We start from the raw sequence: 23,744 nt of genomic DNA on the forward strand, positions 1-23,744 counted from the left end.
GGTGGGGCTAGTGTCGCCGCGTCGGACCCTGATCCGATCGGAGGGGGGGAGGGCGCGCGCGGCGAAACCAGGCGCGCGGCCTCGTAGCGATCGGCAGCGCCCAGGCGTCGACGGGCCTTGTCGAGATGCCAGTCGACCGTGTGCTTGGACAAGCCCAGTCGACGCGCGATCTCCTTGGAGGAGAGATGCTCGTCCACGAGCCGCAGGCAATCACGCTCACGCGGCGTCAGTCGGTCGATGCCGCTTACTGTCTGGTCCAAGCCATCGGCCCCCACGGTCATGGGGTGATTGTATCTCGACGGCGCTCTACCGCAAGATGCAGTCAGCCCTTGGGCAGATCCGCGACCGCCAAATCCGACGAGATCTTCCAAAGGTCGACGGCGCCCTCGATGGCGTGACGATCGATCTGCGCCAATTCCTCGGCCGTGAAGGCCAGGGTGTTCAGCGCCGCCAGGGAGTCTTCCAGCTGGGCCACCGTGCGCGCGCCGATCAGCGCGGAGGTGACGCGCGGGTCGCGCAGCACCCAGGCCAGGGCCATCTGGGCCAGGCTCTGGCCACGGGCCTTGGCGATCTCGTTCAGCGCCTGGATGCGGGCGATGTTGTCGTCGCTCAGCAGATGGCCGCCCAGCGAGCCGCCGCGCGCCGCGCGGGAATCCTGCGGCACGCCGCCCAGATACTTGTTGCTGAGCATGCCCTGGGCCAGGGGCGAGAAGGCGATACAGCCGACGCCCAGCTCTTCCAGGGTGTCGAGCAGGCTGTCCTCGATCCAGCGGTTCAGCATCGAATAGGACGGCTGGTGGATCAGCAGTGGCACGCCTTCGCTCTTGAGGATGGCGGCGGCCTGGCGGGTCAGCTCGGGCGAGTGCGACGAGATGCCGACGTACAGCGCCTTGCCCTGCCGGTGCAGGTGGGCCAGCGCGCCCATGGTCTCTTCCAGCGGCGTCGTGGGATCGACGCGATGCGAATAGAAGATGTCGACATAGTCCAGGCCCATGCGCTTGAGGCTCTGGTCGCAGCTGGCGATCAGGTACTTCCGCGAGCCGCCGATCTTGCCGTAGGGGCCCGGCCACATGTCCCAGCCGGCCTTGGTCGAGACGATCAGCTCGTCGCGGTGGGCCTTGAAGTCGGTGGCCATGACCTTGCCGAAGTTCTCCTCGGCCGAGCCGTAGGGAGGACCGTAGTTGTTGGCCAGGTCGAAGTGGGTGACGCCCAGGTCGAAGGCGCGGCGCAGGATGGCGCGGCCGGTCTCGAACACGTCCGCGCCCCCGAAGTTCTGCCACAGGCCCAGCGAGATCGCCGGCAGGTCCAGCCCGCTGCGGCCGGTGCGGCGATAGGGCATGGCGTCATAACGGGTGTCGGCGGCGACGTAGGGCTTCTGCACGGCGAGGTTCCTGGGGAGAGGAGTCGGAAGCGGGATGGATGGCGCGAAACGTCCGCCATGTCATCAGAGGTGTTTCACCTCTCAAAAGGTTGTCATCCCGGAAGCCTCGCAGAGGCTGTCCGGGACCCAGGGGACTGGGCCGGCGTGGTTGCGGTTCACCTGGGTCCCGGACAAGCGCTCCGCGCTTTCCGGGATGACAACGAGTGGGGGCCTTACTTCGGAACCAGCGCTCCGTGGATCGGCTCGACCCAGACATCCTTCTTGATGTCGTACGCCACGAAGTCGCTGTCGAACTGCCAGTAGGCCCAGGCCCAGCCGCGCGCCTCGGCCTCGCGGGCGGCGGCGGCGGTGTAGGCTGCGCGCGAAGCCATGTCGCCCTTGTCGTAGGCCCCGAACTCGCCCAGCAGCACGGGCCGGTCATGGGCCTTGGCCCAGGCCTGGACGCCGTCGAAGTCGGCCTTCATCCGCGCGCGCTCGGCGGGCGCGCCCCAGGTGACGCCGGTCTTGGGCGTGTCGGGATTCCACGCCGCGCCCTGGTGGGTGAATTCCATGGGCAGGTAGTAGTGGACCGTGGCGATCAGGTGCCGGTCGCCCTCCGGAAGGTTCAGCTGGCTCAGGTGGCTGATATTGTTCCAGAAGGCTGGGCCGATGATGACGTTGCGCTTGGGGTTGGTGGCGCGGACCACCGGCAGCAGCTCGGCGATCCAGGCGTTCCAGACGTCGTCGGTCAGGCCCTTGTTCGGCTCGTTCAGCAGTTCGAACACCACCTTGTCGGGGGCGTCCTTGTAGCGCGCGCCGATCTGTTTCCAGAAGGCGATCAGCCGGGGCTTGCAGGCGGCCGGATCGGCGCCGCAGTCGTTGAAGTCGTGCTCGTCCAGGATGACGGTCAGCTTCTGGGCCAGGGCGGCCTTCACCACCTGGTCCAGGGTCTTCAGCCAGGCCGGGTCCAGCTGGTTGCTCGCGTCCATGTGCGAGAAGGCCTGCAGATTGATCCGCACCGCGTCGAAGCCGCCGGCCTTGATGATCTTGAAATGGCGCGCCGTCTGGAAGCGGGCCTTGGCCGGGTCCTTCCACAGCGGGTCATAGCCGAGGACGTTGATCCCCCGGGTCATGGCCTTGACCTGGTCCCGCGCCGAAACCTCGCGGGCGGGAGTGGGGGAGACGGCCAGGCTCGACAGCAGGGCGCAGGCGATCAGGGTCTTGAAGACTGACGGCATGGCGTTTCCTCGGAAGGCTTGCGAGAGCCTTCACCGGACAACGCCGTTAGTCCAGCGCGGATGCGTGGAAGGGTTGATCAGGCGTCGCGGCGGGCGGCCTCGGACTCGGTGTCCGGCGAGGCCGCGCGGATCAGTTCCAGCACGTCGACGATGATGATCTGCATGGCCTTCTGGGCGGCCACGGCGTCTCGGGCGATGATCGCGTCGGCCACGTCCTCGTGCGACGGGATCGAGGCGGTGCGGCCCTTGATGCGGTTGGTGAAGCGGATCGAGATCCGCAGGGCGGTGTTCACCAGCTCGTGCAGGTCGCGATAGAACGGGTTCTTGGTGGCGTTGAGGATCGCCACGTGGAAGGCGATGTCGGCCGACAGCGGATCGTCCTCGCCCCCGGCGGCGGCCTTCATCCGGGCCAGGGCCTTGCGGATGCCGGCCAGGCCCGCTTCGTCGGCGTTGCGGGCGGCCAGGGCGGCGGCGGCGGGCTCGATGCCCAGGCGCATCTCGGTGAACTCGGCCAGCAGCCGCAGGCTGAACTTGCGTTCCAGCATCCAGCGCAGGACGTCGGGATCCAGCAGGTTCCACTCGTTCTCGGGCTCAACCACCGTGCCGTGGCGGGGGCGGGCGCTGAGCAGGCCCTTGGCGGTCAGCATCTTGACCGCTTCGCGCGTCACGGTGCGGCTGGCGCCGAACTGCTTGGACAGCTCGCCTTCGGTGGGGAAACCGACCTGGACGTATTCACCGGTAACAATGGCCTGCCCCAGGGACTCGACGAGTCCATAGGTCAGACTGAGGCCCGGCTGCGTACGGATCACCAAGTTTTCGCCCCCAAAACGCTTCTCGAAGACGGTCGTCGCCGAAATAGGTCTGACCTTGTGTAACGTGCTTCGGTCATGCCCGGAACAATCATGTCAAAGCCGAAACCCCGCCACGGCGAACCGTGACGGGGCTTTAGATTTAAAGCCGGGGCGGCGCTCATCGAAACCCCGCCCGCGCCGTCACCACCAGGTGGCGTACAGCGCGATCAGGATCACGACCACGCCGACGGCGGCGATGTTGAAGCCGTTGGTGGTCTTGTAGCTGACGCCTTCCAGCGACACGACGTTGACCGCCTTCTTCTGGGGCGCGACCAGCGAGACGAGGATCGCCGCGGCCAGGGTCAGCAGGAACACCAGGCCCACGCGGTTCATGAACGGGATCACGAACACGCCCATCTTGTCGGCCACGAAGAAGGCGCCCGACAGGGCCGCGCCGCCGATCGCCGCCACCAGGGCCGAGGCGGTGGTGGCGCGCTTCCAGAACAGGCCCAGCATGAAGATCACCACGATGCCCGGGGTGAAGAAGCCGGTGAAGTCCTGGATGAACTGGAACGCCTGCTCGGCCTTCCCCAGCAGCGGCTTGGCCATGATGATGCCGATGATCACCGCCACGACGGCGGTGATGCGGCCCACGGTGACCAGGTGCTGCTCGCTCGAGCCGGTCTTGACCTTGGCGTAGATGTCCAGGGTGAAGATGGTGGCGATCGAGTTGATCTTGGCGGCCAGCGACGCGACGATCGCGGCGACGAGCGCGGCGAACACCAGGCCCAGCACGCCGGGCGGCAGCAGCTTCATCATCTCCGGATACGCTTGGTCGGGCTTGGCCAGGCCAGGCACCAGCACCAGGGCGGCGATGCCCGGCAGCACCACGATCACCGGCATCAGCAGCTTGAGATAGGCGGCCAGGGCGATGCCCTTCTGGGCTTCGGCGATGTCCTTGGCGCCGAGGGCGCGCTGGATGATGTACTGGTTGAAGCCCCAGTAGCTGACGTTCATCACCCACAGGCCGCCGAACAGCACGCTCAGGCCCGGCAGGTCCTTGTAGTGCGGGTTGTCCTTGCTGAGGATCATGTCGAACTTGTCGGGGAACTGGGTGGTCAGCTGGTGGAAGCCGGCCAGCAGGTCGCCGTGGCCGATCTTGGTCAGCGACAGGAAGACGATGATCAGGCCGCCGGTGATCAGCAGGGCCACCTGGACGATGTCGGTCAGGGCCACCGCCTTCAGGCCGCCCCACAGCTGATAGGCCAGAGCGAACACGCCGATGATCACCAGGGCCTGCATCTGGTCGATGCCGGCCACGGTGTGGATGGCGATCGAGCCCAGCCACAGGATCGAGGTCAGGTTCACGAAGACGTAGAGGATCAGCCAGAACACGGCCATCACGTTGCGCACGCTGGGCCCGTACCGCTGCTCCAGGAACTGCGGCATGGTGCTGATGTTGTTCTTCAGGAAGATTGGCAGGAAGAACTTGCCGACGATCAGCAGGGTCAGCGCCGCCATCCACTCGTAGGAGGCGATGGCCAGGCCGAGAGCGTAGCCCGAGCCGCTCATGCCGATGATCTGCTCGGCCGAGATGTTGGCGGCGATCAGCGACGCGCCGATCGCCCACCAGGGCAAGGCCTTGCCGGCCAGGAAGTAGTCGGTGGAGTCCTTCTTGTGGCCGCCCTTGTCGCGGGAAACCCACTGGGCCAGGCCGAAGATGGCGACGGCGTAGATCGCCAGGATGACGAAGTCGATGGTTCTCACTGGGGTCCCCCCTTTAGGGCCGGCTTCTTGTCGTGATGCTCGTGTTCGTTACTGCGCGGTCAGTTCGTTCCAGGCCGCCACCAGGGTCCTGGCGCGCTGGCCGACCTCCTGCGCGGTGTAGCCCGGGCGATAGAGTTCGCCGCCGACGCCGATGCCGGCGACGCCCGCCTCGATCCACGGCTTGAGGTTGGCCGAGCCCACGCCGCCGACGGCGTAGACCGCGATGTCCTTGGGCAGCACGTCGCGCACGGCCTTGATGTGGCCGAAGCCGTAGGTGCCGGCCGGGTAGAGCTTCAGCGCCTTGGCCCCGGCCTTGACGGCGACGAAGGCCTCGCTGGGCGTGGCGAAGCCGGGCATGACGGTCAGGCCCAGGCTCACCGCGTGGCTGATGACGGCGGCGTCGATGTTGGGGGTGACGATCAGCTTGCCGCCGACGCCGGCCACCTGGTCGACGGCTTCGGGCGAGAGGACCGTGCCCGCGCCGCACAGCACCTTGTCGCCGAACGCGGCGCACAGCTTGCCGATGGTCACCAGCGGATCGGGCGAGTTCAGCGGCACTTCAATGGCCTCGATCCCGGCCTCGACCAGGGCGGCGGCGATGTCGACGATCTCGTCGTGCTTGACGCCGCGCAGGATGGCGACGATCGGCGGGGTCTTCGCGGCGATGGGGTTAGGCCCAGATGGCTTAAGCAACGACATGAACTCCACTGTTTGAGGCTGGCGACAACGTTGTCAATCCAGCCAGGACGGCCGCGTCGCCGTCGACGGTCACGCTTGTGCCGCCATGGGCGGCGATGGCTTGGGCGTAGAGGGCGCTGAGGGCCGGGGCCCCGATCAGCGACACCTGGCCCAGATCCCCGAACCAGCTTGAGGTGGTTGCGGTATCACTGGCGATCAGCAGGCCCGACAGGAAACCCATGGCTTCGTCCTTGGGCAGGCCGTCCAAAAGTTGTCGACTGCGGGTCTCGAAAATCAGGTGCGGCAGGCGCGCGGGGCCCTGTTCGACGATCCGGGCGACGCCGCGGGCGAATCCCTCGGGGGATTCGGGGCCGTCGCCGGGGGCTGCCTTGGCCAGGATCGAGTGCTCACGCAGCAGGGCGTAGAGCTCGCCGACCGGGGCGGTGAGGAAGCTGGTGATCGCGCCGTCCTCGACCACCACCCACTTGGTGTGGGTGCCGGGCAGGGCCAGCAGGTGACGGCCCTTGGCCAGCTCCGGGTTCAGCGACAGGGCGCCCAGGATCTGGGTCTCCTCGCCGCGCATGACGTCCGGCCCGCCCAGGGCGTTGCGGCACGACAGGCCCGGCACGATGGCGACCGGCAGGCCGTCGGCGTCGATGTGCAGCAGGCGTTCGCGGATGTCGGCGGCGCCGGCCGGGCAGGGGGCGTAGGCCGCCTCTTGCCAGCCGTTGCGCGACCCGACCATGCCGCACAGCAGGGCCAGCGACGGCCCCGCCTCGCGCCAGTCGCCGACCAGGTCGAGGAAGGTTTCGCGTGGCGATTTCGTCAGCGCCCCGATGCCCGGTCCGTCGCGGCGGTCGAGCACCATCTTGCCCTGGCGCAGATAGAGCCGCAGGCGCGAGGTGCCCCAGTCGCCGAAGATCGTGACCGAGCTATCCATGGGGTTCATCTAGTGGGACTCACGGGTGACGACCGAGCCGCTGGAGCCGACCAGGAAGTCCAGGTCCGCGCCCTTGTCGGCGCCCAGCACGTGGTCGATGTACAGCTTGGCGTAGCCGCGCGTCGCCTTGGGCGCGGGCGGATTGGCCCGCCATTCGGCCAGGCGGGTCTCCAGCTCTTCGTCCGAGATCAGCAGGTTCAGCGACCGGGTGGGGCCGTCGACCTCGATCTCGTCGCCGTTACGGACCACGGCCAGCGGGCCGCCGGCGTCGGACTCGGGCGAGACGTGCAGGATGACGGTGCCGAAGGCCGTGCCGCTCATGCGGGCGTCGCTGATGCGGACCATGTCCTTGACGCCCTTCTCCAGCAGCTTGGTCGGCAGGGGCATGTTGCCCACTTCCGGCATGCCCGGATAGCCCTTGGGGCCGCAGCCCTTGAGCACCAGGATCGAGCTGGCGTCGACGTCCAGGTCCGGATCGTCGATGCGGGCCTTGAAGTCCTCGATGGTCTCGAAGACCACGGCCTTGCCCTTGTGGCTCAGCAGTTCGGGGCTGGCGGCGCTGGGCTTCATCACCGCCCCGCCGGGAGCCAGGTTGCCGCGCAGCACCCAGATGCCGCTGTCGGGCTTCACCGGGTTCTCGACGCCGCGGATGACCTCGGCGTTGAACACCTCGGCCTTTTCGTACTGCTCGCCGATAGCCGTGCCCGAGACGGTCAGGGCCTGACGGTTCAGGAACGGGGCCATTTCCTTCATCACCGCCGGTAGGCCGCCGGCGTAGTGCAGGTCTTCCATCAGGAAGCGGCCCGAGGGCTGCAGGTCGACCAGCAGCGGCACGTCGCGCGACAGGTTGTCGAAGTCCTCGAGGCTCAGCTCGACGCCCAGGCGGCCGGCCAGGGCCAGCAGGTGGACGACGGCGTTGGTCGAGCCGCCGATCGCGGCGTGCACGCGCAGGGCGTTCTCGAACGCGGCGCGGGTGGCGACCTGCGACATGGTCAGGCCGTCATGCACCATGCGCACGATGGTGCGGCCGGTGTGGTGGGCCATCGCCGCGCGGCGGGCGTCCACGGCGGGGATCGAGGCGTTGTACGGCAGGCTCATGCCCATGGCTTCGACGATCGCGGCCATGGTCGAGGCGGTGCCCATGGTCATGCAGGTGCCCGGCGAACGGCTCATGCCGCTCTCGGCCGACATGAATTCCGGCAGGGTCATCTCGCCGGCCCGCACGGCCTCGGAGAACTTCCACACGTCGGTGCCCGAGCCGATGTCCTTGCCGCGGAACTTGCCGTTCAGCATGGGGCCCGACGAGACGACGATGGTGGGCAGATCGACGCTGGCCGCGCCCATCATCTGGCCCGGCGTGGTCTTGTCGCAGCCGCCCAGCAGCACGACGCCGTCGATCGGATTGCCTCGGATCGACTCCTCGACGTCCATGGCCAGCAGGTTGCGGAACAGCATGGCCGTCGGGCGCATCTGGGTCTCGCCCAGGCTGATGGCCGGGAACTCCAGCGGCAGGCCGCCGGCTTCCCAGACGCCGCGCTTCACGTGCTCGGCGATGTCGCGCAGGCCCGCGTTGCAGGGGGTGATTTCCGACCAGGTGTTGCAGATGCCGATCACCGGGCGGCCGTCGAACACGTCGTCCGGAAGGCCCTGGCTCTTCATCCAGCTGCGATGGATAAACCCGTCGCGATCCAGCTTCCCGTAGCTGTGTCCGCTGCGGAACTTACCGCCCCCGTTTCCCTGACTCATGTTCTTCCCTGACGCCACGGACAGCGGCTGCTCGCGCCCGATGTCTGGCATTTATAGTATAATAATGATGGTTGCAAACGCCATGGATTCACGGGGTTTGTGCGAGCGTGGCGCCAAAGCCGCGCCATCTGCGGCAAAATGATAGCGCTATCAATTTCGACTTGTAAGTATCACTTATATGATTATTACCAGCCCCGTTGATCAAGCGAGGCGCCGTCCTCGCACGTTATCGCCGCCATGAGAGCGTCGGGACGGATCGCTAGTTCTGGGGAAGGAAAACGGAATGCAACGCCGCTCCACCAAGCTCTATCAAACCCTCATGCTCGTCAGCGCTTCCGCGCTCGCGATCAGCGCCGTGGCCTCGGCCGCCTGCGCTCAGGAAGCCGCCCAGGGCGCTTCCGCCGCGCCCGCCGATGACAACGCTGTCGTCGAAGAGGTGGTCGTCACCGGCACTCGCGCCGCCCTGCGCTCGGCCATCGCCATCAAGCGCGACGCCAGCCAGATCGTCGACTCGATCGTCGCCACCGACATCGGCAAGCTGCCCGACCACAACGTCGCCGAAGCCCTGCAGCGCATCCCCGGCATCCAGATCGACCGCAACTACGGCGAAGGCTCGAACATCGCCATCCGCGGCCTGACCCAGGTCCGCACCGAGATCAACGGCCGTGACAGCTTCACCGCCGGCGAAGGCCGCAGCCTGAGCTTCGAAGACGTGCCGTCGGAAGTGCTGGCGGGCGTGGACGTCTACAAGAACCCGGCGGCCGACCTGATCGAAGGCGGCGTCGGCGGCCTGGTCAACCTGCGCACCCGCATGCCGTTCGACTTCTCCGGCGCCAAGTTCGCCGCCAGCGTCTCGGCCACCAACTACGACTTCGTCGACAAGACCAAGCCCTCGGGTTCGGTGCTGGTCAGCGACCGTTGGGACACCAAGTACGGCGAGATCGGCGTGCTGGCCAACCTGTCCTATCAGCGCGGCGCGTTCCGCCAGGACACCATCTCGACCGAGCCGTTCTACACCCTCAAGCCGGGCGACGCGAACTACGTCACCTATCCGGGCCGCGAAGGTCAGGTCGTCACCGTGCCGCACGGCGCGGGCATGAACACCACCCTGGGCGACCGCACCCGCAAGGGCGGCGTGCTGGGCCTGCAATGGCGTCCGAACGACAAGACCGAGCTCTACGCCCAGGTCGTCCACTCGGACTACAAGTTCCAATGGCAGGACTATTCGGTCTTCGCCTACACCAGCGCCAACCCGATCCTGCCGGCCGCCGGCAAGCCCTTCAAGTTCAACAGCGACGGCGAGTTCCTCAGCGGTTCGTTCGCCAACGTGCCGTATGACTCCAACACCAGCCTGACCCAGCGCCACTCGGTCACGACCGACTACTCGGTCGGCGGCAAGTGGGACATCACCGACGACCTGACCCTCAGCACCGACTTCCAGTACGTGCGGGCCATCACCGACGCCACGCGCTCGATCGTCAATGTCGGCAGCACCATCCCGGTCTTCAACCAGGACATCTCGGGCGACATCCCGGTCATCACGACCGAGCCGACCGGCTTCGCCAGCAACCCGGCCAACTTCAACCTGGGCTACTATCTCGACCACATCGAGAAGTCGGTCGGGACCGAAAAGGCCTGGCGCGCCGACGCCGAGTACAAGGCGCCGGAAGACGGCTTCCTGAAGTCGGTCAAGGTCGGCGTGCGCTACACCGATCGCCAGGCGCTGAACCGCTCCAGCGGCTATCGCTTCATCGGCTTCTTCAGCCCGCTGACCAGCCACCCGGGCCTCTACGAGGTCAACCAGTTCGACAACTTCTTCCGCGACAAGGTGTCGTCGTTCGGCCCGACCGTGGCCTTCAAGCGCTCGATCGCCCTGGACTACCGGGCCACGCTGAACGCCCTGGGTCAGACCGAAGGCGTCGGCTACGGCCCCAACGACACCAACGAGCAGGGTGAGAAGACCTACGCCATGTACGGCGTGGCGCGCTTCGGCTTCGATGCGGGCGCCTTCCCGATCGACGGCAATATCGGCCTGCGCGTGGTTCGCACCGACGTGGACGCCCAGGGCTTCTCGGGCATCACGCCGCTCCTGAACTACGGCGTCCCCAGCCAGGAGACCTCGGGCTCGCCGATCTTCACCCCGGTGTCGATCCAGTCGGCCTACACCAAGGCCCTGCCCAGCCTGAACGTTCGGATCCACCTGACCGACGACGTCCAGCTGCGCCTGGCCGCCTCGAAGGCCCTGTCGCGTCCGACGTTCACCCAGCTGAACCCGAACGCCAACATCAGCCAGCCCGGCAGCACCCAGCAGGGTCTACCCACGGCGACCTTCGGCAACCCCTATCTGAAGCCGCTCGAGGCGGATCAGCTGGACAGCTCGCTGGAGTGGAACTTCAACTCGACCGGCCTGCTGTACGGCGCGGTCTTCTACAAGAAGGTCGACGGCTTCATCGCCAACGTGACCAAGAACGAGGTCTTCACCTTCCCGGACGGCCGCAGCGAGACCTTCGGCGTGACCCGCCCGCAGAACGGCGACAACGGCAAGATCAAGGGTCTGGAGATCGGCTATACGCAGTTCTACGACTTCCTGCCGGGTCTCCTGTCGGGTCTGGGCATGCAGGCCAACTACACCTACGTCGACTCCAAGGCCCCCAGCCCGGCCGCGGCCGACAACGAGGGCAACAAGCTGACCGTCCCGCTCGAGGGCCTGTCGAAGAACAGCTACAACATCGTCGGCATCTACGAAAAAGGCCCGATCTCGTTCCGCCTGGCCTACAACTGGCGTGACGACTATCTGGTCACCACCTCGGGTAACGGCACGGGCAACCTGCCGGTGATCAGCAAGGCCTTCGGCCAGCTGGACGCCTCGTTCAACTACGACATCAACGACCACATGGGCGTGACGGTCGAGGCCACGAACCTCACCGACACCCAGCGCGACACGTTCTTCGGCAAGGAAAGCCTGAAGCGCGACAGCATCCTGGTCGATCGCAAGGTGGCCGCCACCCTGCGCGTCAACTTCTAAGCGTTTGGGACGCCGAGCCTTCGGGCTCGGCATCGCGCCGGCTCCTCCCGCCGCGCGCCGATCTTCCAAGACCGCGCATCGCCTTCACGGGCGATGCGCGGATTTTTTTATGGCCAAGGCCGCCCGGACGCGCGACGTCGGACATCTAAGCCTTGCCGCTCAATTGTATGACTTATAGTGTTGATAGCGGTAACAGCGCCGGCGCGACGAGGCTTGCCTCCGGACCGGCGTTCAAACGGGAGGTAGCGTTGCGGGCCCATCATCGAAACTTCGTTCGGCGCGCGGCGCTGCTGGCCCTGTTCGCGACGGCGATCGGCGCGTCCGCTTCGGCGGCCGACCTGCCCAGGCTGGTCGCCAAGGACGGTCGCCACGCCCTGATGGTCGACGGCGCGCCGTACCTGATGCTGGGCGTCCAGGCCAACAACTCGGCCAACTATCCCTCGCAGCTGCCCAAGGTCTGGCCGGCGGTGAAGGCCCTGCACGCCAACACCCTGGAGATGCCGGTCGCCTGGGAGCAGATCGAGCCGGTCGAGGGCCAGTTCGACTTCTCGTTCGTCGACGTGCTGCTCAAGCAGGCCCGCGACAACGACGTGAAGCTGGTCCTGCTGTGGTTCGGCACGTGGAAGAACAATGGCCCGCAATACGCGCCCGAATGGGTCAAGCTGGACAACAAGCGCTTCCCGCGGGTGATTACCGCCAAGGGCGAGACGCGCGGTTCGCTGTCGCCGCATTTCCCGGCCACGCTGGAGGCCGACAAGAAGGCCTTCGTCCAGCTGATGAAGCACATCAAGGCCAACGATCCGGACCACACCGTGATCATGGTCCAGCCCGAGAACGAGACGGGCACCTACAACGCCGTGCGCGACTATTCGCCGACGGCCCAGAAGCTGTTCAACGGCCCCGTGCCGGCGACCCTGGTCAAGGCCATGGGCAAGAAGCCCGGCACGTGGAGCCAGGTGTTCGGCAAGGACGCCGACGAGTTCTTCCACGCCTGGTCGATCGGCCGGTTCGTCGACGAGGTCGCTGCGGCCGGCAAGCGCGAGCTGCCGCTGCCGATGTACGTCAACGCCGCCTTGCGCGATCCCTTCAATGACCAGGATCCCTATACCTACTCGTCGGGCGGTCCGACCTGGAACGTGCTGGACGTCTGGAAGGCGGCCGCGCCGTCGATCGACGCCATCGCCCCCGACATCTACCAGCGCGAAAGCGCCAATGTCCGCAAGACGCTGGAGCAGTACGGCCGCCCCGACAACGCGCTGTTCGTGCCCGAGATCGGCAGCGACAAGGGCTATGCGCGGCACTTCTACGACGTGCTGGGCCGTCACGGGATCGGCTTCTCGCCGTTCGGCCTGGATTACACCGGCTATTCCAACTACCCGCTGGGCGCCAAGCAGGTCGACGCCGAGGCGCTGGAGAACTTCGGCGTCCACTACCGCCTGCTGGCCCCGATGGCCCGCGAATGGGCCAAGCTGTCGTTCACGAGCGACGTCTGGGGCGTGGGCGAGGCCGACGACCGCAAGGCCGAGACCTTGAAGCTGGGCGACCGCTGGACCGCCACGGTCTCGTACGGCGAATGGCAGTTCGGTTCGATCGAGGCCCCCTGGATGGCCAAGGCCGAGAAGCAGCCCAACCGCGCCGTGCCCGACGGCGGCGCCCTGATCGCCCGGCTTTCGGCCGACGAGTTCCTGATCACCGGCTACCGCGCCCGCGTCAGCTTCGGCTCGGCCAAGGGCGAGCGGTTCATGATGGCCCGGGTCGAGGAAGGCCACTTCGACGACAAGGGCCAGTGGGTGTTCGACCGCGTGTGGAACGGTGACCAGACCGACTACGGCCTGAACCTGACGACCCTGCCGCAGGTGCTGAAGGTCAAGCTGGCGACGTATTGAAGTGATTGAAGCCTCCCCCTGTGGGGGAGGTGTCGGCGAAGCCGACGGTGGGGGGGAGTGATAGGCCGGTGGCCGGGCCTACGATCGTTGATCCTAAAACTCCCCCCACCGATCGCTACGCGATCGCCTCCCCCACAGGGGGAGGTCTTTAAGCCTGAACCACCAGCTTCCGCGTGATCAGCTCCGCCGCGTTCACCCGCTCGCCGCCGGGCTCCATCACTTCCAGGTGCACGTGGTTGGTGATGCCCGGATAGTGCTTCTGCAGGCTCTGGTCCGTGCCGATCGTCTCGCCCAGGCGGACGGTCTGGCCGACCTCGACCTCGGGGCTCACATAGAAGGCGCGGGCGACGTAGCCCAGGGCCGGGTTGCTGATCTCGACGAACTTTAGGTCGCTGGACCCGGCATAGGCGTAGCCGATCTTGGTCACGTAGCCCGAGATCGGGGCCTTCACGTCCTGGCCGGCCGTGGCGATGTAGTCGACGCCCTCGTGGCTGCGCGAGCCGCCGTCGCGGCGGGCGCCGAACTGGCCGTCGCCGAACTCGTCGTGGCCGCGCGGCGCGCCGCCGGTCGGGTTGGCGAAGTCGGGCGCGCCGTCGCCGTCGATGTCCGAACCGCTCCAGACCAGTTCCTTGCGGACCGGCCTCTGCGGCTTGGCGGCCATGTCGGCCAGCAGGCGCATGACGACGGGCGAGGGGCCCTTGGGCGCCTTGTGCGGGTTCTCCATCGCCGCCACCACCATCGGAGCGAAGACCAGGGCCAAGCCCAGCGCGCCGCGCGCCAGGGGCATGAGTTTCTTCGCAGCCGATGCGTGCATCAAATCGTCCTGAAGCTGTTGGTGGGATCGTTTCGGCGGGTTGGGCGTTTGGGCGGGTTAATGACCAGATAAGGCGAAGACATGGCGAGCCAAGTGCGGCCTGCGGTCGCGCAGGCCTACGGCTATGCTTGCGGATTTACTGAACGTCGTTAGCCAATAGTCGGCGAGATCGCGCGCAAGGCGACGGTCAATGCTCTGGTCGTCGGCGGAAGATCAAGCGTCACAGTCTCGTTTGCGTCGAGAAGAACAACGTCCAGCGCCGCGAAATCTTCCGCGTCTTCCAGCAGGACGACCAGGCTTGGTCCGTCGGAGGTCGCGAGGGGCTCGCCGCGCCAGGGCTCGACCCGCGCTGACCACGCGCCGCGCCGGACCATGACGTTGAGGTCGCGGATCGGGCCGGCGGTCAGGCGGGCGATGACGCGGGCCTCGCCTGGAAACGCGAACGGCGCGCCGGTTTGGAGGAGCGTTTCCTGGCCCTCGAGCTCCAGGACCAGGCCCTCGCCGTCGATCACCGTCAGCACCCGGTCCACGTCCGGAAAGGCCGAGAACGGCCCGTCGGCGGCGACGTCGGCCAGGCTGACCCGCCAGTCGAAATCGTCCATCCCCGCGCCGGGCGGCCAAGCGGCGACCTCCCGCGTGACGCCGCCGCCGTTCTTCCACGGCGTGGCGACCCGGTCGGCGGCGCGGAGAATTTGCATCTCTTAAACCCGCTCATCCCGGCGAACGCCGGGACCCAGATGGAATGGCTTCGAGGCTGACGCCAATAGCTCTGCGCTTTTCCAACCCGCCACACCGCCATGGGATCTGGGTCCCGGCGTTCGCCGGGGTGAGCGGATGGAGGGGAGAAGCATGGCCCTACAAGATCCCCGGCAGGTCCAGCCCGTGCTCCCGGGCGCAATCCTTGGCGATCTCGTAGCCCGCGTCGGCGTGGCGCATGACGCCGGTGGCCGGGTCGTTCCACAGCACGCGTTCGATGCGCTTGGCCGCCGCCTCGGTGCCGTCGCAGACGATGACCATGCCCGCATGCTGCGAGAAGCCCATGCCCACGCCGCCGCCGTGGTGCAGCGACACCCAGGTGGCGCCCGAGGCGGTGTTGAGCAGGGCGTTCAGCAGCGGCCAGTCCGACACCGCGTCCGAGCCGTCCATCATCCCTTCGGTCTCGCGGTTGGGCGAGGCGACCGAGCCGCTGTCGAGGTGGTCGCGGCCGATCACGACCGGGGCCTTCAACTCGCCCGAGGCGACCATCTCATTGAACGCCAGGCCCAACCGATGGCGGTCGCCCAGGCCCACCCAGCAGATCCGCGCCGGCAGGCCCTGGAACTTGATCTTCTCGGCGGCCATGTCCAGCCAGTGGTGCAGGTGGGGATTGTCGGGGATCAGCGCCTTGACCTTGGCGTCGGTCTTGCGGATGTCCTCCGGATCGCCCGACAGCGCCGCCCAGCGGAACGGCCCGATGCCCCGGCAGAACAACGGGCGGATATAGGCGGGCACGAAGCCGGGGAAGTCGAAGGCGTTCGCCACGCCTTCCTCCAGCGCCATCTGGCGGATGTTGTTGCCGTAGTCGACGGTCGGCACGCCGGCGGCCTGGAAGTCGAGCATGGCCTGCACGTGCACCGCCATCGCGGCGCGGGCGGCGCGGTTGACGGTTTCCGGCTCGCGCTCCTTGGCGGTCGCCCACTGGTCCAGGCTCCAGCCGGCCGGCAGGTAGCCGTTGATCGGGTCGTGGGCGCTGGTCTGGTCGGTCAGCAGGTCGGGGCGGACGCCGGCGGCGAACATGGCCGGCAGCAGTTCGGCGGCGTTGCCCAGCAGGCCGACCGAGATCGGAGTCCGGTTTCGACAGGATTCCTCGATCCAGGCCAGGGCCTCGTCCAGGCTCTCGGTAGCCTTGTCCAGATAGCCGGTGCGCAGGCGCATTTCGATCCGCGAGGGCTGGCACTCGATGGCCAGGCACGAGGCCCCGGCCATCACGGCCGCCAAGGGCTGGGCCCCGCCCATGCCGCCCAGGCCCGCCGTCAGCAGCCACTTGCCCGAGAGATCCCCGCCATGATGCTGGAGACCCATCTCGACAAAGGTCTCGTAGGTGCCCTGAACGATGCCCTGGGCGCCGATATAGATCCACGAGCCGGCGGTCATCTGGCCGTACATGGCCAGGCCCTTGCGATCCAGCTCGTTGAAGTGTTCCCAAGTCGCCCAGCGCGGCACCAGGTTGGAGTTGGCGATCAGCACGCGCGGCGCGTCGGCATGGGTGCGGAACACGCCGACTGGCTTGCCCGATTGCACCAGCAGGGTCTCGTCGTCTTCCAGGCGACGCAGCGTCTCGACGATCTTGTCGTAGCTCTCCCAGTCGCGGGCGGCGCGGCCGATGCCGCCATAGACCACCAGCTCCTCGGGCCGCTCGGCGACGTCGGGGTGCAGGTTGTTCATCAGCATCCGCAGCGGGGCCTCGGTCAGCCAGGACTTGGCGGTGAGTTCCGTGCCGGTGGCGGGGCGGATGACGCGGGTGTTGTCGAGGCGGGTCATGAGCGGGTCTCGTCAGAGGCTTGTGGGGCCGCCCTCGTCCTTCGACAGGCTCAGGATGAGGGCTACTGGGCGTCATTCGAAACCTCATCCTGAGCTTGTCGAAGGACGAGGTTTCGCTCTGCGGTCAGGTGCTGTTGGCGAAGGCGATGCAGGCCTTGAGGACGTCGGTGAGCGCGGCCTGCAGCGGCGCGGCGCGAGGGGCGTGGAAGGGCGTGGGCCAGGTGTCGGGCGTCAGGACCGTGGGCTCGTCGATATAGCCGCGACAAGCCAGCTCCATCTGGACGGCGTGGACGCCCTGGCCGGGCTGGCCGTAGTGGCGCGTGATCCAGCCGCCCTTGAACCGGCCGTTGGTGACGCGCGACAGGCCGGCGCCGTCGCAGGCGGCTTCGACGGCGCGGGTCAGGGCCGGATCGCAGGCCGCGCCGCTGTTGGTCCCGATGTTGAACTGCGGCAGCTCGCCGTCGAACAGGCGCGGCGCGCGCGAGCGGATCGAGTGGGCGTCGTACAGCACCACCTTGCCGTGGCGCGCGACCAGCCGGTCCAGCTCGGTCTCGAGAGCGGCGTGGTAGGGATCGAAGAACCGGATGCGGCGCCCGGCGATCTCGGCGGCGTCCGGGTCCTGGCCCTCGCGGTACAACGGCTCGCCGTCGAAGGTGTCGACCGGACAAAGGCCCGTGGTCGCCTGGCCGGGATAGAGCGACACGCCCGACGGGTCGCGATTGACGTCGATCACGGTGCGCGACACGCCGGTGCGGACCACCGTGGCGCCGAGGTCGGCGGCGAAAGCGTAGAGTTCGCCAAGCCACCAGTCGGCGTCCTTGCGGGCCAGCCAGGGCGAGACCAGGCGGGCCTCGATGTCGGACGGGATGATCGTGCCGGCGTGCGGGATGCTGACGACCAGCGGGGCGTCGCCGCGGGTGACCGACAGCCAGTCCGTCGGGCTCACGCCTCGACCCCCGGCAGCGCGATCGCCGAGGCCGCCGCGATCACCGCGCCCGAGCGGACCAAGGCGTTGGCCGCCTCCATGTCCGGATGGAAGTGACGGTCGTCGGACAGGTGCGGGACCTGCGTCCGCAACACCCCGCGCACGGCCTCCAGCGCCGCGCTCGACGCCAGCGGCGCGTGGAAGTCGCAGCCCTGCACGGCCGCCAGCAGTTCGATGCCGATCACCGCCTCGGCGGCCTCGACCATGGCCAGCAGGCGCCGCGCGCCGTGGGCGGCCATCGAGACGTGGTCCTCCTGGTTGGCCGAGGTCGGGATCGAGTCGACGCTGGCCGGATAGGCCTTCTGCTTGTTCTCCGAGACCAGGGCGGCGGCCGTGACCTGCGGGATCATGAAGCCGGAGTTCAGGCCCGGCTTGGGGGTCAGGAAGGCCGGCAGGCCCGAGCAGGCCGGGTCGACCAGCATGGCGATGCGGCGCTCGGCGATCGAGCCGATCTCGCAGACGGCCAGGGCGATGATGTCGGCCGCGAAGGCCACGGGTTCGGCGTGGAAGTTGCCGCCCGACAGGGCCTCGTCCGTATCGGGGAAGATCAGCGGATTGTCGGAGACGCCGTTGGCTTCAGTGGCCAGGGTGACGGCGGCCTGGCGCAGGATGTCCAGCGCCGCGCCCATCACCTGGGGCTGGCAGCGCAGGCAGTAGGGGTCCTGGACCCGCTCGTCGGCCTCGCGGTGCGAGTCGCGGATCGCCGAGCCGGCCATCAGGGCGCGCAGGGCGGCGGCGGTCTCGATCTGGCCGGGCTGGCGGCGCAGGACGTGGATGCGCGGATCGAACGGGGTGTCCGAACCCTTGGCCGCCTCGGTGGCCAGGGCGCCGGTGACCAGGGCCGACTGGAACAGGCGCTCGGTGTCGAACAGGGCGGCCAGGGCGTTGGCGGTCGAGAACTGGGTGCCGTTCAGCAGGGCCAGGCCTTCCTTGGGACCCAAGGTCAGCGGGGCGAGACCCGCGTTCGCCAGGGCCTGGACGGCCGGCAGGGGCTGGCCGCCGACGAAGATATCGCCGACGCCGATCATGGTCGCGGCCATGTGCGACAGTGGGGCTAGATCGCCCGAGGCGCCGACCGAGCCCTGGCACGGCACCACGGGCGTCAGGCCCTTCACGAGCATGGCCTCCAGCAGGTCGGTCGTCGCCGGCTTCACGCCCGAAGCGCCCTGCGCCAGGCTGGCCAGCTTCAGGGCCATCATCAGCCTGACGACGGGCACGGGGGAGGGCGCGCCTGTCCCGGCGGCGTGGGAGAGGACGATGTTGCGTTGGAGCGTCTCCAGGTCGGCGTCGCCGATGCGAACGCTGGCCAGTTTTCCGAAGCCGGTATTGATGCCGTAGACCGGCGCGCCTTTGGCCAGGATGCGTTCGACGGCGGCGGCGCTCTCGGCGATCACCGGAGCGGCGTTCTCATGCAGCCGCGCGGGGGCGCCGCGATAGACGGCCTTCCAGTCCGAGAGGCTGACTTCACCGGGGTTCAGAACGACTTCGATCACTTACAGGCCCTTCCAGACGCGCGCATGGAGCGGGTTGAAGCCCATGCGGTAGACAAGTTCGGCGGGACGCTCGATGTCCCAGATAGCGAGATCGCAGGCCTTGCCGGCCTCCAGCGTGCCGACGCTCGCCAGCCGCCCGATCGCCCGCGCGGCCTCGCGCGTGACGCCGGCCAAGCATTCGTCGACGGTCATCCGGAACAGGGTGGCGGCCATGTTCATCGTCAGCAGCAGGCTGGTCAGGGGCGAGGTGCCGGGGTTGCAGTCGGTGGCCAGGGCCAGCGGCACGCCGGCGGCGCGCAACGCTTCGATCGGCGGCAGCTTGGTCTCGCGCACGAAGTAGAAGGCCCCGGGCAGCAGCACGGCCGTCGTGCCGGCCCTGGCCATCGCCGCGATCCCGGCGTCGTCCAGATGCTCCAGGTGATCGGCCGACAGCGCCCCGAACTCGGCGGCCAGCGCCGCGCCGTTCAGGTTCGACAGCTGCTCGGCGTGCAGCTTGACCGGCAGGCCGTGCTCGCGGGCCGCCTGGAATACCCGGCGGGTCTGGGCGGGCGTGAAACCGACGCCCTCGCAGAAGGCGTCGACCGCGTCGGCCAGGCCCTCAGCGGCGACGGCGGGGATCATCTGGTAGCAGACGTGGTCAATGTAGTCGTCGGGGGCGTCGGCATATTCCGGAGGCAGGGCGTGGGCGCCGAGGAAGGTCGTGGTCACCGACACGCGGCGCACGTCGGCCAGGGCGCGGGCGGCGCGCAGGCTCTTCAGCTCGTCGTCCAGCGACAGGCCGTAACCGGACTTGATCTCGATGGTGGTCAGGCCCTCGGCGATCAGGGCGTCCAGGCGGGGCTGGGCGCTGGCGACGAGGTCGGCCCGCGAGGCGGCGCGGGTGGCCTTCATGGTCGAGACGATGCCGCCGCCGGCCCGGGCGATCGCCTCGTACGAGGCGCCGGCCAGTCGCAGCTCGAACTCGTGGGCGCGGTCTCCGCCGAAGACCAGGTGGGTGTGCGGGTCGATCAGGCCAGGCGTGATCCAACGGCCTTCGCAGTCGAGGGTCTCGCGGGCCTCGAAGGCGGGGGCTTGCGCGGCGGGGCCGGCATAGACGATGCGGCCGTCCAGGCTGGCCACGACGCCGTCCTCGACCACGCCGATTCCGGCCTGGCTGGGCGCGAAAGTGGCCAGGCGGGCCTTGCTCCACACCCGATCGCAGCGCATGGCCTGGGATCTCCCGACGCCGCTCCGGTCTCTTGCCGGCGGCTTCAATATGTATAGACATATTCGCTCGACACGAGGATTGTCCAGTGACCGACGACGCGTTTCCGCCGGAATCCGAACAGGACGACGACGCTCCGATCTACACGCCGCCCGAAGAGGTCACGGCCGCGCCCGAGGTCGCGCCCGAGCCCGAGCGCCCGCTCCAGGTCGAGCCTTCCTCCGGCCCCCAGACCCTGTGGTTCGAGCAGGCCCTGCTGGCCGACGGCTGGGCCAGGGATGTGCGGTTCACCCTCGCTGACGGCATGATCGCCCGCGTCGACACCGATGTCGCCCGCCAGTCCGGCGAGACGGCCCACGGCCCGTGCCTGCCGGGCCTGCCCAACCTGCATAGCCACGCCTTCCAGCGCGCCATGGCCGGCCTCACGGAGACACGCGGCCCGACCGGCGACAGCTTCTGGACCTGGCGCGCGCTGATGTACCGCTTCGTCGACCGGCTGGGTCCCGACGAGGTCCAGGCGATCGCGGCCCTGGCCTATATGGAGATGCTGGAGACCGGCTCGACCCGGGTGGGTGAGTTCCACTACCTGCACCACGACAAGGACGGCGGCGCTTACGCCGACCCCGCCGAGATGGCGGCGCGGATCGCGGCGGCGGCCGGCGAGACGGGCATCGGCCTGACCTTGCTGCCGGTGTTTTACGCCCACGCCGGCTTCGGCGGCGTCGCACCGGGCGAGGGGCAGCGGCGGTTCATCCACGACGTCGACGGCTATGGCCGGCTGATCGAGGCCAGCCGCGCGGCGGTCGCGGGCCTGCCCGACGCGGTGGTCGGGATCGCGCCGCACAGCCTGCGCGCCGTCACGGGCGAGGAACTGACCGCGATCATTCCGTTGGCCGGCGCGGGCCCGATCCACATTCACATCGCCGAGCAGACCCAGGAGGTCGACGACTGCCTGGCCGCCACGGGCGCGAGGCCGGTGCGCTGGCTGATGAACAACGCGCCCGTCGACAAGCGCTGGTGCCTGGTGCACGCTACCCACCTGAACGCCATGGAGACCGAGCGCCTGGCCAAGAGCGGCGCGGTGGCCGGCCTGTGCCCGATCACCGAGGCCAATCTGGGCGACGGCGTCTTCCCGGCCCACGACTATCTGGCGGCCGGCGGCGCGTTCGGGATCGGCTCGGACAGCAATGTGCTGATCGACGCGGCCGAGGAGCTGCGCACCCTGGAATACGCCCAGCGGCTGACGCGGCGGGCCCGCAACGTGCTGGCCAAGGCGCCAGGCGGCTCGACGGGCGGGGAGCTGTTCCGCGCGGCGGTCAACGGCGGCGCCCAGGCCCTGGGCGTGGCCGGCGGCCTGCGTCGCGGGCGTCCGGCCGACTTCCTGACCCTGGATCGCGCTCACCCGGCGATGATCGGCCGCGACGGCGACGCGTTGCTGGACAGCTGGGTGTTCGCCGGGCGACACGGGGCCATCGACGGCGTCTGGCGCGGCGGCCGGCAGGTCGTCAGCGGCGGTCGCCACCACGCGCGCGAGGCGATCCTCGCCCGCTATCGGACCGCCTTGAGGAGCGTGCTGGCTTGAGCCGTTTGAGCGTGGACGGGGGAACGCTGTATCAGCGCATTCGCGGCGAGATCGAGGACCTGATCCGTTCGGGCGCCTGGGCGCCGGGGCGCAAGGTGCCGTCCGAGACCGAGCTGATGGCCCAGTTCGGCTGCGCGCGGATGACCGTCAACAAGGCCATGTCGGCCCTGGCCGAGGCCGGGCTGATCGTTCGTCGTCGGCGCGCCGGCTCGTTCGTGGCCCGACCGCGCCTGCATTCCACCGTGCTCGACATCCCCGACATCCAGGCGCAGATCGTGGCGCGGGGCGAGGCCTATCGCTTCGACCTGCTGGACCGTCGACAGCGCAAGCCCAAGGCCGGCGATGTCGACGAGATCGCCCTGGCGGCGGGCGGTGAGCTGCTGGCGTTGCGCGGCCTGCACGCGGCCGGCGGCCGGCCGTTCGCCCTGGAGGACCGGTTGATCAGCCTGACCGCGGTGCCGGAGGCCGCGACCACCGACTTCGCCGCCGAGCCGCCGGGCGCCTGGCTGCTGCACCACGTGCCGTGGACCGAAGCCGAGAACCGGATCAGCGCCGTCGGGGCCGAGCCGGCCGTGGCCGAGCTGCTGGCGTTGGACCCCGGCGCGGCCCTGCTGGCGGTCGAGCGCCGCACCTGGCGGGCGGGCGAGCCGGTGACCTGGGTGCGGCAACTGTTCCCGGGCGAGGCGTATGACCTGGTGGCCCGGTTCGGGCCGGCGCGGTCTTAAAACCCGCTCATCCCGGCGAATGCCGGGACCCAGATGGAATGGCTGTGGGGCTGACGCCATGAGCGCAGAGCCTTTCCAATCATCCACACCGCCATGGGATCTGGGTCCCGGCATTCGCCGGGATGAGCGGGGTTTTATAAGGACTGCCCGTCGTCCACCGTGAACACCGAACCCGTCACCGCGCGGGCCGCGTCGGAGGTCAGGTACAGCGCCATGGCCTCCAGGTCTCCGGTCTCCATCAGTCGCTTGCGCGGGAAGCCCGCCACCAGCTTCGCGCCGCCTTCGCTGTCGAACCAGTCGTCGTTGATCTCGGTCTTGATGTAGCCGGGGCAGAGGACGTTGACGTTGATCCCCTTGCGCGCCCACTCGCGGGCCAGGCTCTTGCCCATGTGGGCCGTGGCGGCCTTGGACGCGACATAGGCGGTCAGGCCGGGCAGCACCTTGTGGGCGCCGATCGAGGCTACCAGGACGATGCGGCCGCGCTGGCTGTCGGCGCTGCCGGCCGCGATCATCCGCCGCGCGCCTTCGCGGGCGGTCAGGAAGACGCCGCGGGTGTTGACCGCCAGCACCTTGTCGAAGTCGTCGATGCTGATGTCGAGGGCCGAGCCTTCCAGATTGATCCCGGCGTTGGCGATCACCGAGTCCGGCGCCCCGAACGCGGCCTCGACGGCGTCGTAGGCGGCGATGACCGAGGCCTCGTCCTCGACGTCCATGGCGAAGGCCTGGGCGGTTCCGCCGGCGGCGGCGATCTCGGCGACCAGGGCGTGGAGCTTGTCGGCCCGGCGCGCGGCGGCGGCGACCTTGGCTCCGGCGCTGGCGGCGGCCCGGGCGAGGGCGGCGCCGATGCCGGACGAGGCGCCGGTGATGAGGACGGTGCGGCCGGCGAGGGGGGTCATGAGGCGCTTCCTTTTTACGACCATGTGTTCGGCCGTGTCGGGAGACGTCAATCCTTCCGCCGGGGGCGAGGCGCCAAGCCCCTGACAAGCCTCC

At 68.6% G+C, this 23,744-nt stretch carries 18 protein-coding genes and 1 pseudogene; 4 read left to right on the forward strand and 15 right to left on the reverse strand.

Annotated features, from left to right (window positions below; translation table 11 throughout):
- Positions 1–80: 80 nt before the first annotated feature.
- The 8 genes and pseudogenes from G3M62_RS26470 to G3M62_RS06520 all read right to left on the reverse strand — a co-directional run.
- Positions 81–281: pseudogene (locus G3M62_RS26470) on the reverse strand (helix-turn-helix domain-containing protein); the annotation flags it as partial.
- A 41-nt stretch (positions 282–322) separates the two neighbouring features.
- Positions 323–1,381 carry an L-glyceraldehyde 3-phosphate reductase gene (mgrA, locus tag G3M62_RS06490; RefSeq protein WP_165185648.1) on the reverse strand — a complete coding sequence of 353 codons (1,059 nt, stop codon included), beginning with the start codon at positions 1,379–1,381 and terminating at the stop codon, positions 323–325.
- 212 nt (positions 1,382–1,593) lie between these two features.
- Positions 1,594–2,598 carry a glycoside hydrolase family 5 protein gene (locus G3M62_RS06495; protein WP_165185650.1) on the reverse strand — a complete coding sequence of 335 codons (1,005 nt, stop codon included), beginning with the start codon at positions 2,596–2,598 and terminating at the stop codon, positions 1,594–1,596.
- A 77-nt stretch (positions 2,599–2,675) separates the two neighbouring features.
- Positions 2,676–3,404 carry a FadR/GntR family transcriptional regulator gene (locus G3M62_RS06500; protein ID WP_165191214.1) on the reverse strand — a complete coding sequence of 243 codons (729 nt, stop codon included), beginning with the start codon at positions 3,402–3,404 and terminating at the stop codon, positions 2,676–2,678.
- A 186-nt stretch (positions 3,405–3,590) separates the two neighbouring features.
- Complete coding sequence (locus G3M62_RS06505) at positions 3,591–5,156, reverse strand: sodium/sugar symporter (RefSeq protein WP_165185651.1); 1,566 nt, start codon at positions 5,154–5,156, stop codon at positions 3,591–3,593.
- Positions 5,157–5,204: 48 nt separating this feature from the next.
- Entirely contained in the window at positions 5,205–5,855 is a 651-nt protein-coding gene (locus G3M62_RS06510; RefSeq protein WP_281360085.1) for a 2-dehydro-3-deoxy-6-phosphogalactonate aldolase, read from the reverse strand.
- On the reverse strand, positions 5,842–6,774 hold the full coding sequence (locus G3M62_RS06515) for a 2-dehydro-3-deoxygalactonokinase (RefSeq protein ID WP_165185653.1): 933 nt from the start codon (positions 6,772–6,774) through the stop codon (positions 5,842–5,844). The genes G3M62_RS06510 and G3M62_RS06515 overlap by 14 nt, the downstream gene beginning before the upstream one ends.
- Positions 6,775–6,783: 9 nt before the next feature.
- On the reverse strand, positions 6,784–8,520 hold the full coding sequence (locus tag G3M62_RS06520; protein WP_165185654.1) for an IlvD/Edd family dehydratase: 1,737 nt from the start codon (positions 8,518–8,520) through the stop codon (positions 6,784–6,786).
- Positions 8,521–8,803: 283 nt separating this feature from the next.
- Here G3M62_RS06520 and G3M62_RS06525 point away from each other — a divergent pair, with 283 nt between their 5' ends.
- Entirely contained in the window at positions 8,804–11,545 is a 2,742-nt protein-coding gene (locus tag G3M62_RS06525; protein WP_165185656.1) for a TonB-dependent receptor, read from the forward strand.
- Positions 11,546–11,793: 248 nt separating this feature from the next.
- Positions 11,794–13,431, forward strand: a complete 1,638-nt coding sequence (locus G3M62_RS06530; protein WP_425483835.1) for a DUF5597 domain-containing protein — start codon at positions 11,794–11,796, stop codon at positions 13,429–13,431.
- A gap of 148 nt (positions 13,432–13,579) precedes the next feature.
- On the opposite strand, the gene G3M62_RS06535 is transcribed toward G3M62_RS06530, so the two are convergent.
- The 6 genes from G3M62_RS06535 to hutI all read right to left on the reverse strand — a co-directional run bounded on the left by G3M62_RS06535 (position 13,580) and on the right by hutI (position 20,449).
- Positions 13,580–14,218 (reverse strand): M23 family metallopeptidase, encoded by a 639-nt coding sequence (locus G3M62_RS06535; protein ID WP_246263499.1) that lies wholly within the window; start codon positions 14,216–14,218, stop codon positions 13,580–13,582.
- Between the two features lie 176 nt (positions 14,219–14,394).
- The gene (locus G3M62_RS06540) at positions 14,395–14,943 is read right to left on the reverse strand and encodes a HutD/Ves family protein (RefSeq protein WP_165185660.1); all 549 of its coding nucleotides are present in this window, start codon (positions 14,941–14,943) and stop codon (positions 14,395–14,397) included.
- 157 nt (positions 14,944–15,100) lie between these two features.
- Entirely contained in the window at positions 15,101–16,765 is a 1,665-nt protein-coding gene (hutU, locus tag G3M62_RS06545; protein WP_165185662.1) for a urocanate hydratase, read from the reverse strand.
- Between the two features lie 124 nt (positions 16,766–16,889).
- Positions 16,890–17,711, reverse strand: coding sequence for an N-formylglutamate deformylase (gene hutG / locus G3M62_RS06550; protein WP_165185664.1), 822 nt, complete (start codon positions 17,709–17,711; stop codon positions 16,890–16,892).
- Positions 17,708–19,243, reverse strand: a complete 1,536-nt coding sequence (gene hutH, locus G3M62_RS06555; protein ID WP_165185665.1) for a histidine ammonia-lyase — start codon at positions 19,241–19,243, stop codon at positions 17,708–17,710. Before hutH ends, hutG begins: the two co-directional genes overlap by 4 nt.
- Positions 19,244–20,449 carry an imidazolonepropionase gene (hutI, locus tag G3M62_RS06560; RefSeq protein WP_165185667.1) on the reverse strand — a complete coding sequence of 402 codons (1,206 nt, stop codon included), beginning with the start codon at positions 20,447–20,449 and terminating at the stop codon, positions 19,244–19,246.
- 86 nt (positions 20,450–20,535) lie between these two features.
- Here hutI and G3M62_RS06565 point away from each other — a divergent pair, with 86 nt between their 5' ends.
- Both G3M62_RS06565 and hutC read left to right on the forward strand, forming a co-directional pair.
- Positions 20,536–22,029, forward strand: a complete 1,494-nt coding sequence (locus G3M62_RS06565) for a formimidoylglutamate deiminase (RefSeq protein ID WP_425483836.1) — start codon at positions 20,536–20,538, stop codon at positions 22,027–22,029.
- Positions 22,026–22,754, forward strand: coding sequence for a histidine utilization transcriptional repressor HutC (hutC, locus tag G3M62_RS06570; protein ID WP_246263500.1), 729 nt, complete (start codon positions 22,026–22,028; stop codon positions 22,752–22,754). Before G3M62_RS06565 ends, hutC begins: the two co-directional genes overlap by 4 nt.
- Before the next feature lie 134 nt (positions 22,755–22,888).
- On the opposite strand, the gene G3M62_RS06575 is transcribed toward hutC, so the two are convergent.
- The gene (locus G3M62_RS06575) at positions 22,889–23,650 is read right to left on the reverse strand and encodes an SDR family NAD(P)-dependent oxidoreductase (protein ID WP_165185669.1); all 762 of its coding nucleotides are present in this window, start codon (positions 23,648–23,650) and stop codon (positions 22,889–22,891) included.
- Positions 23,651–23,744 lie beyond the last annotated feature (94 nt).

The organism is Caulobacter soli, from assembly GCF_011045195.1.
GTDB lineage: Bacteria > Pseudomonadota > Alphaproteobacteria > Caulobacterales > Caulobacteraceae > Caulobacter > Caulobacter soli.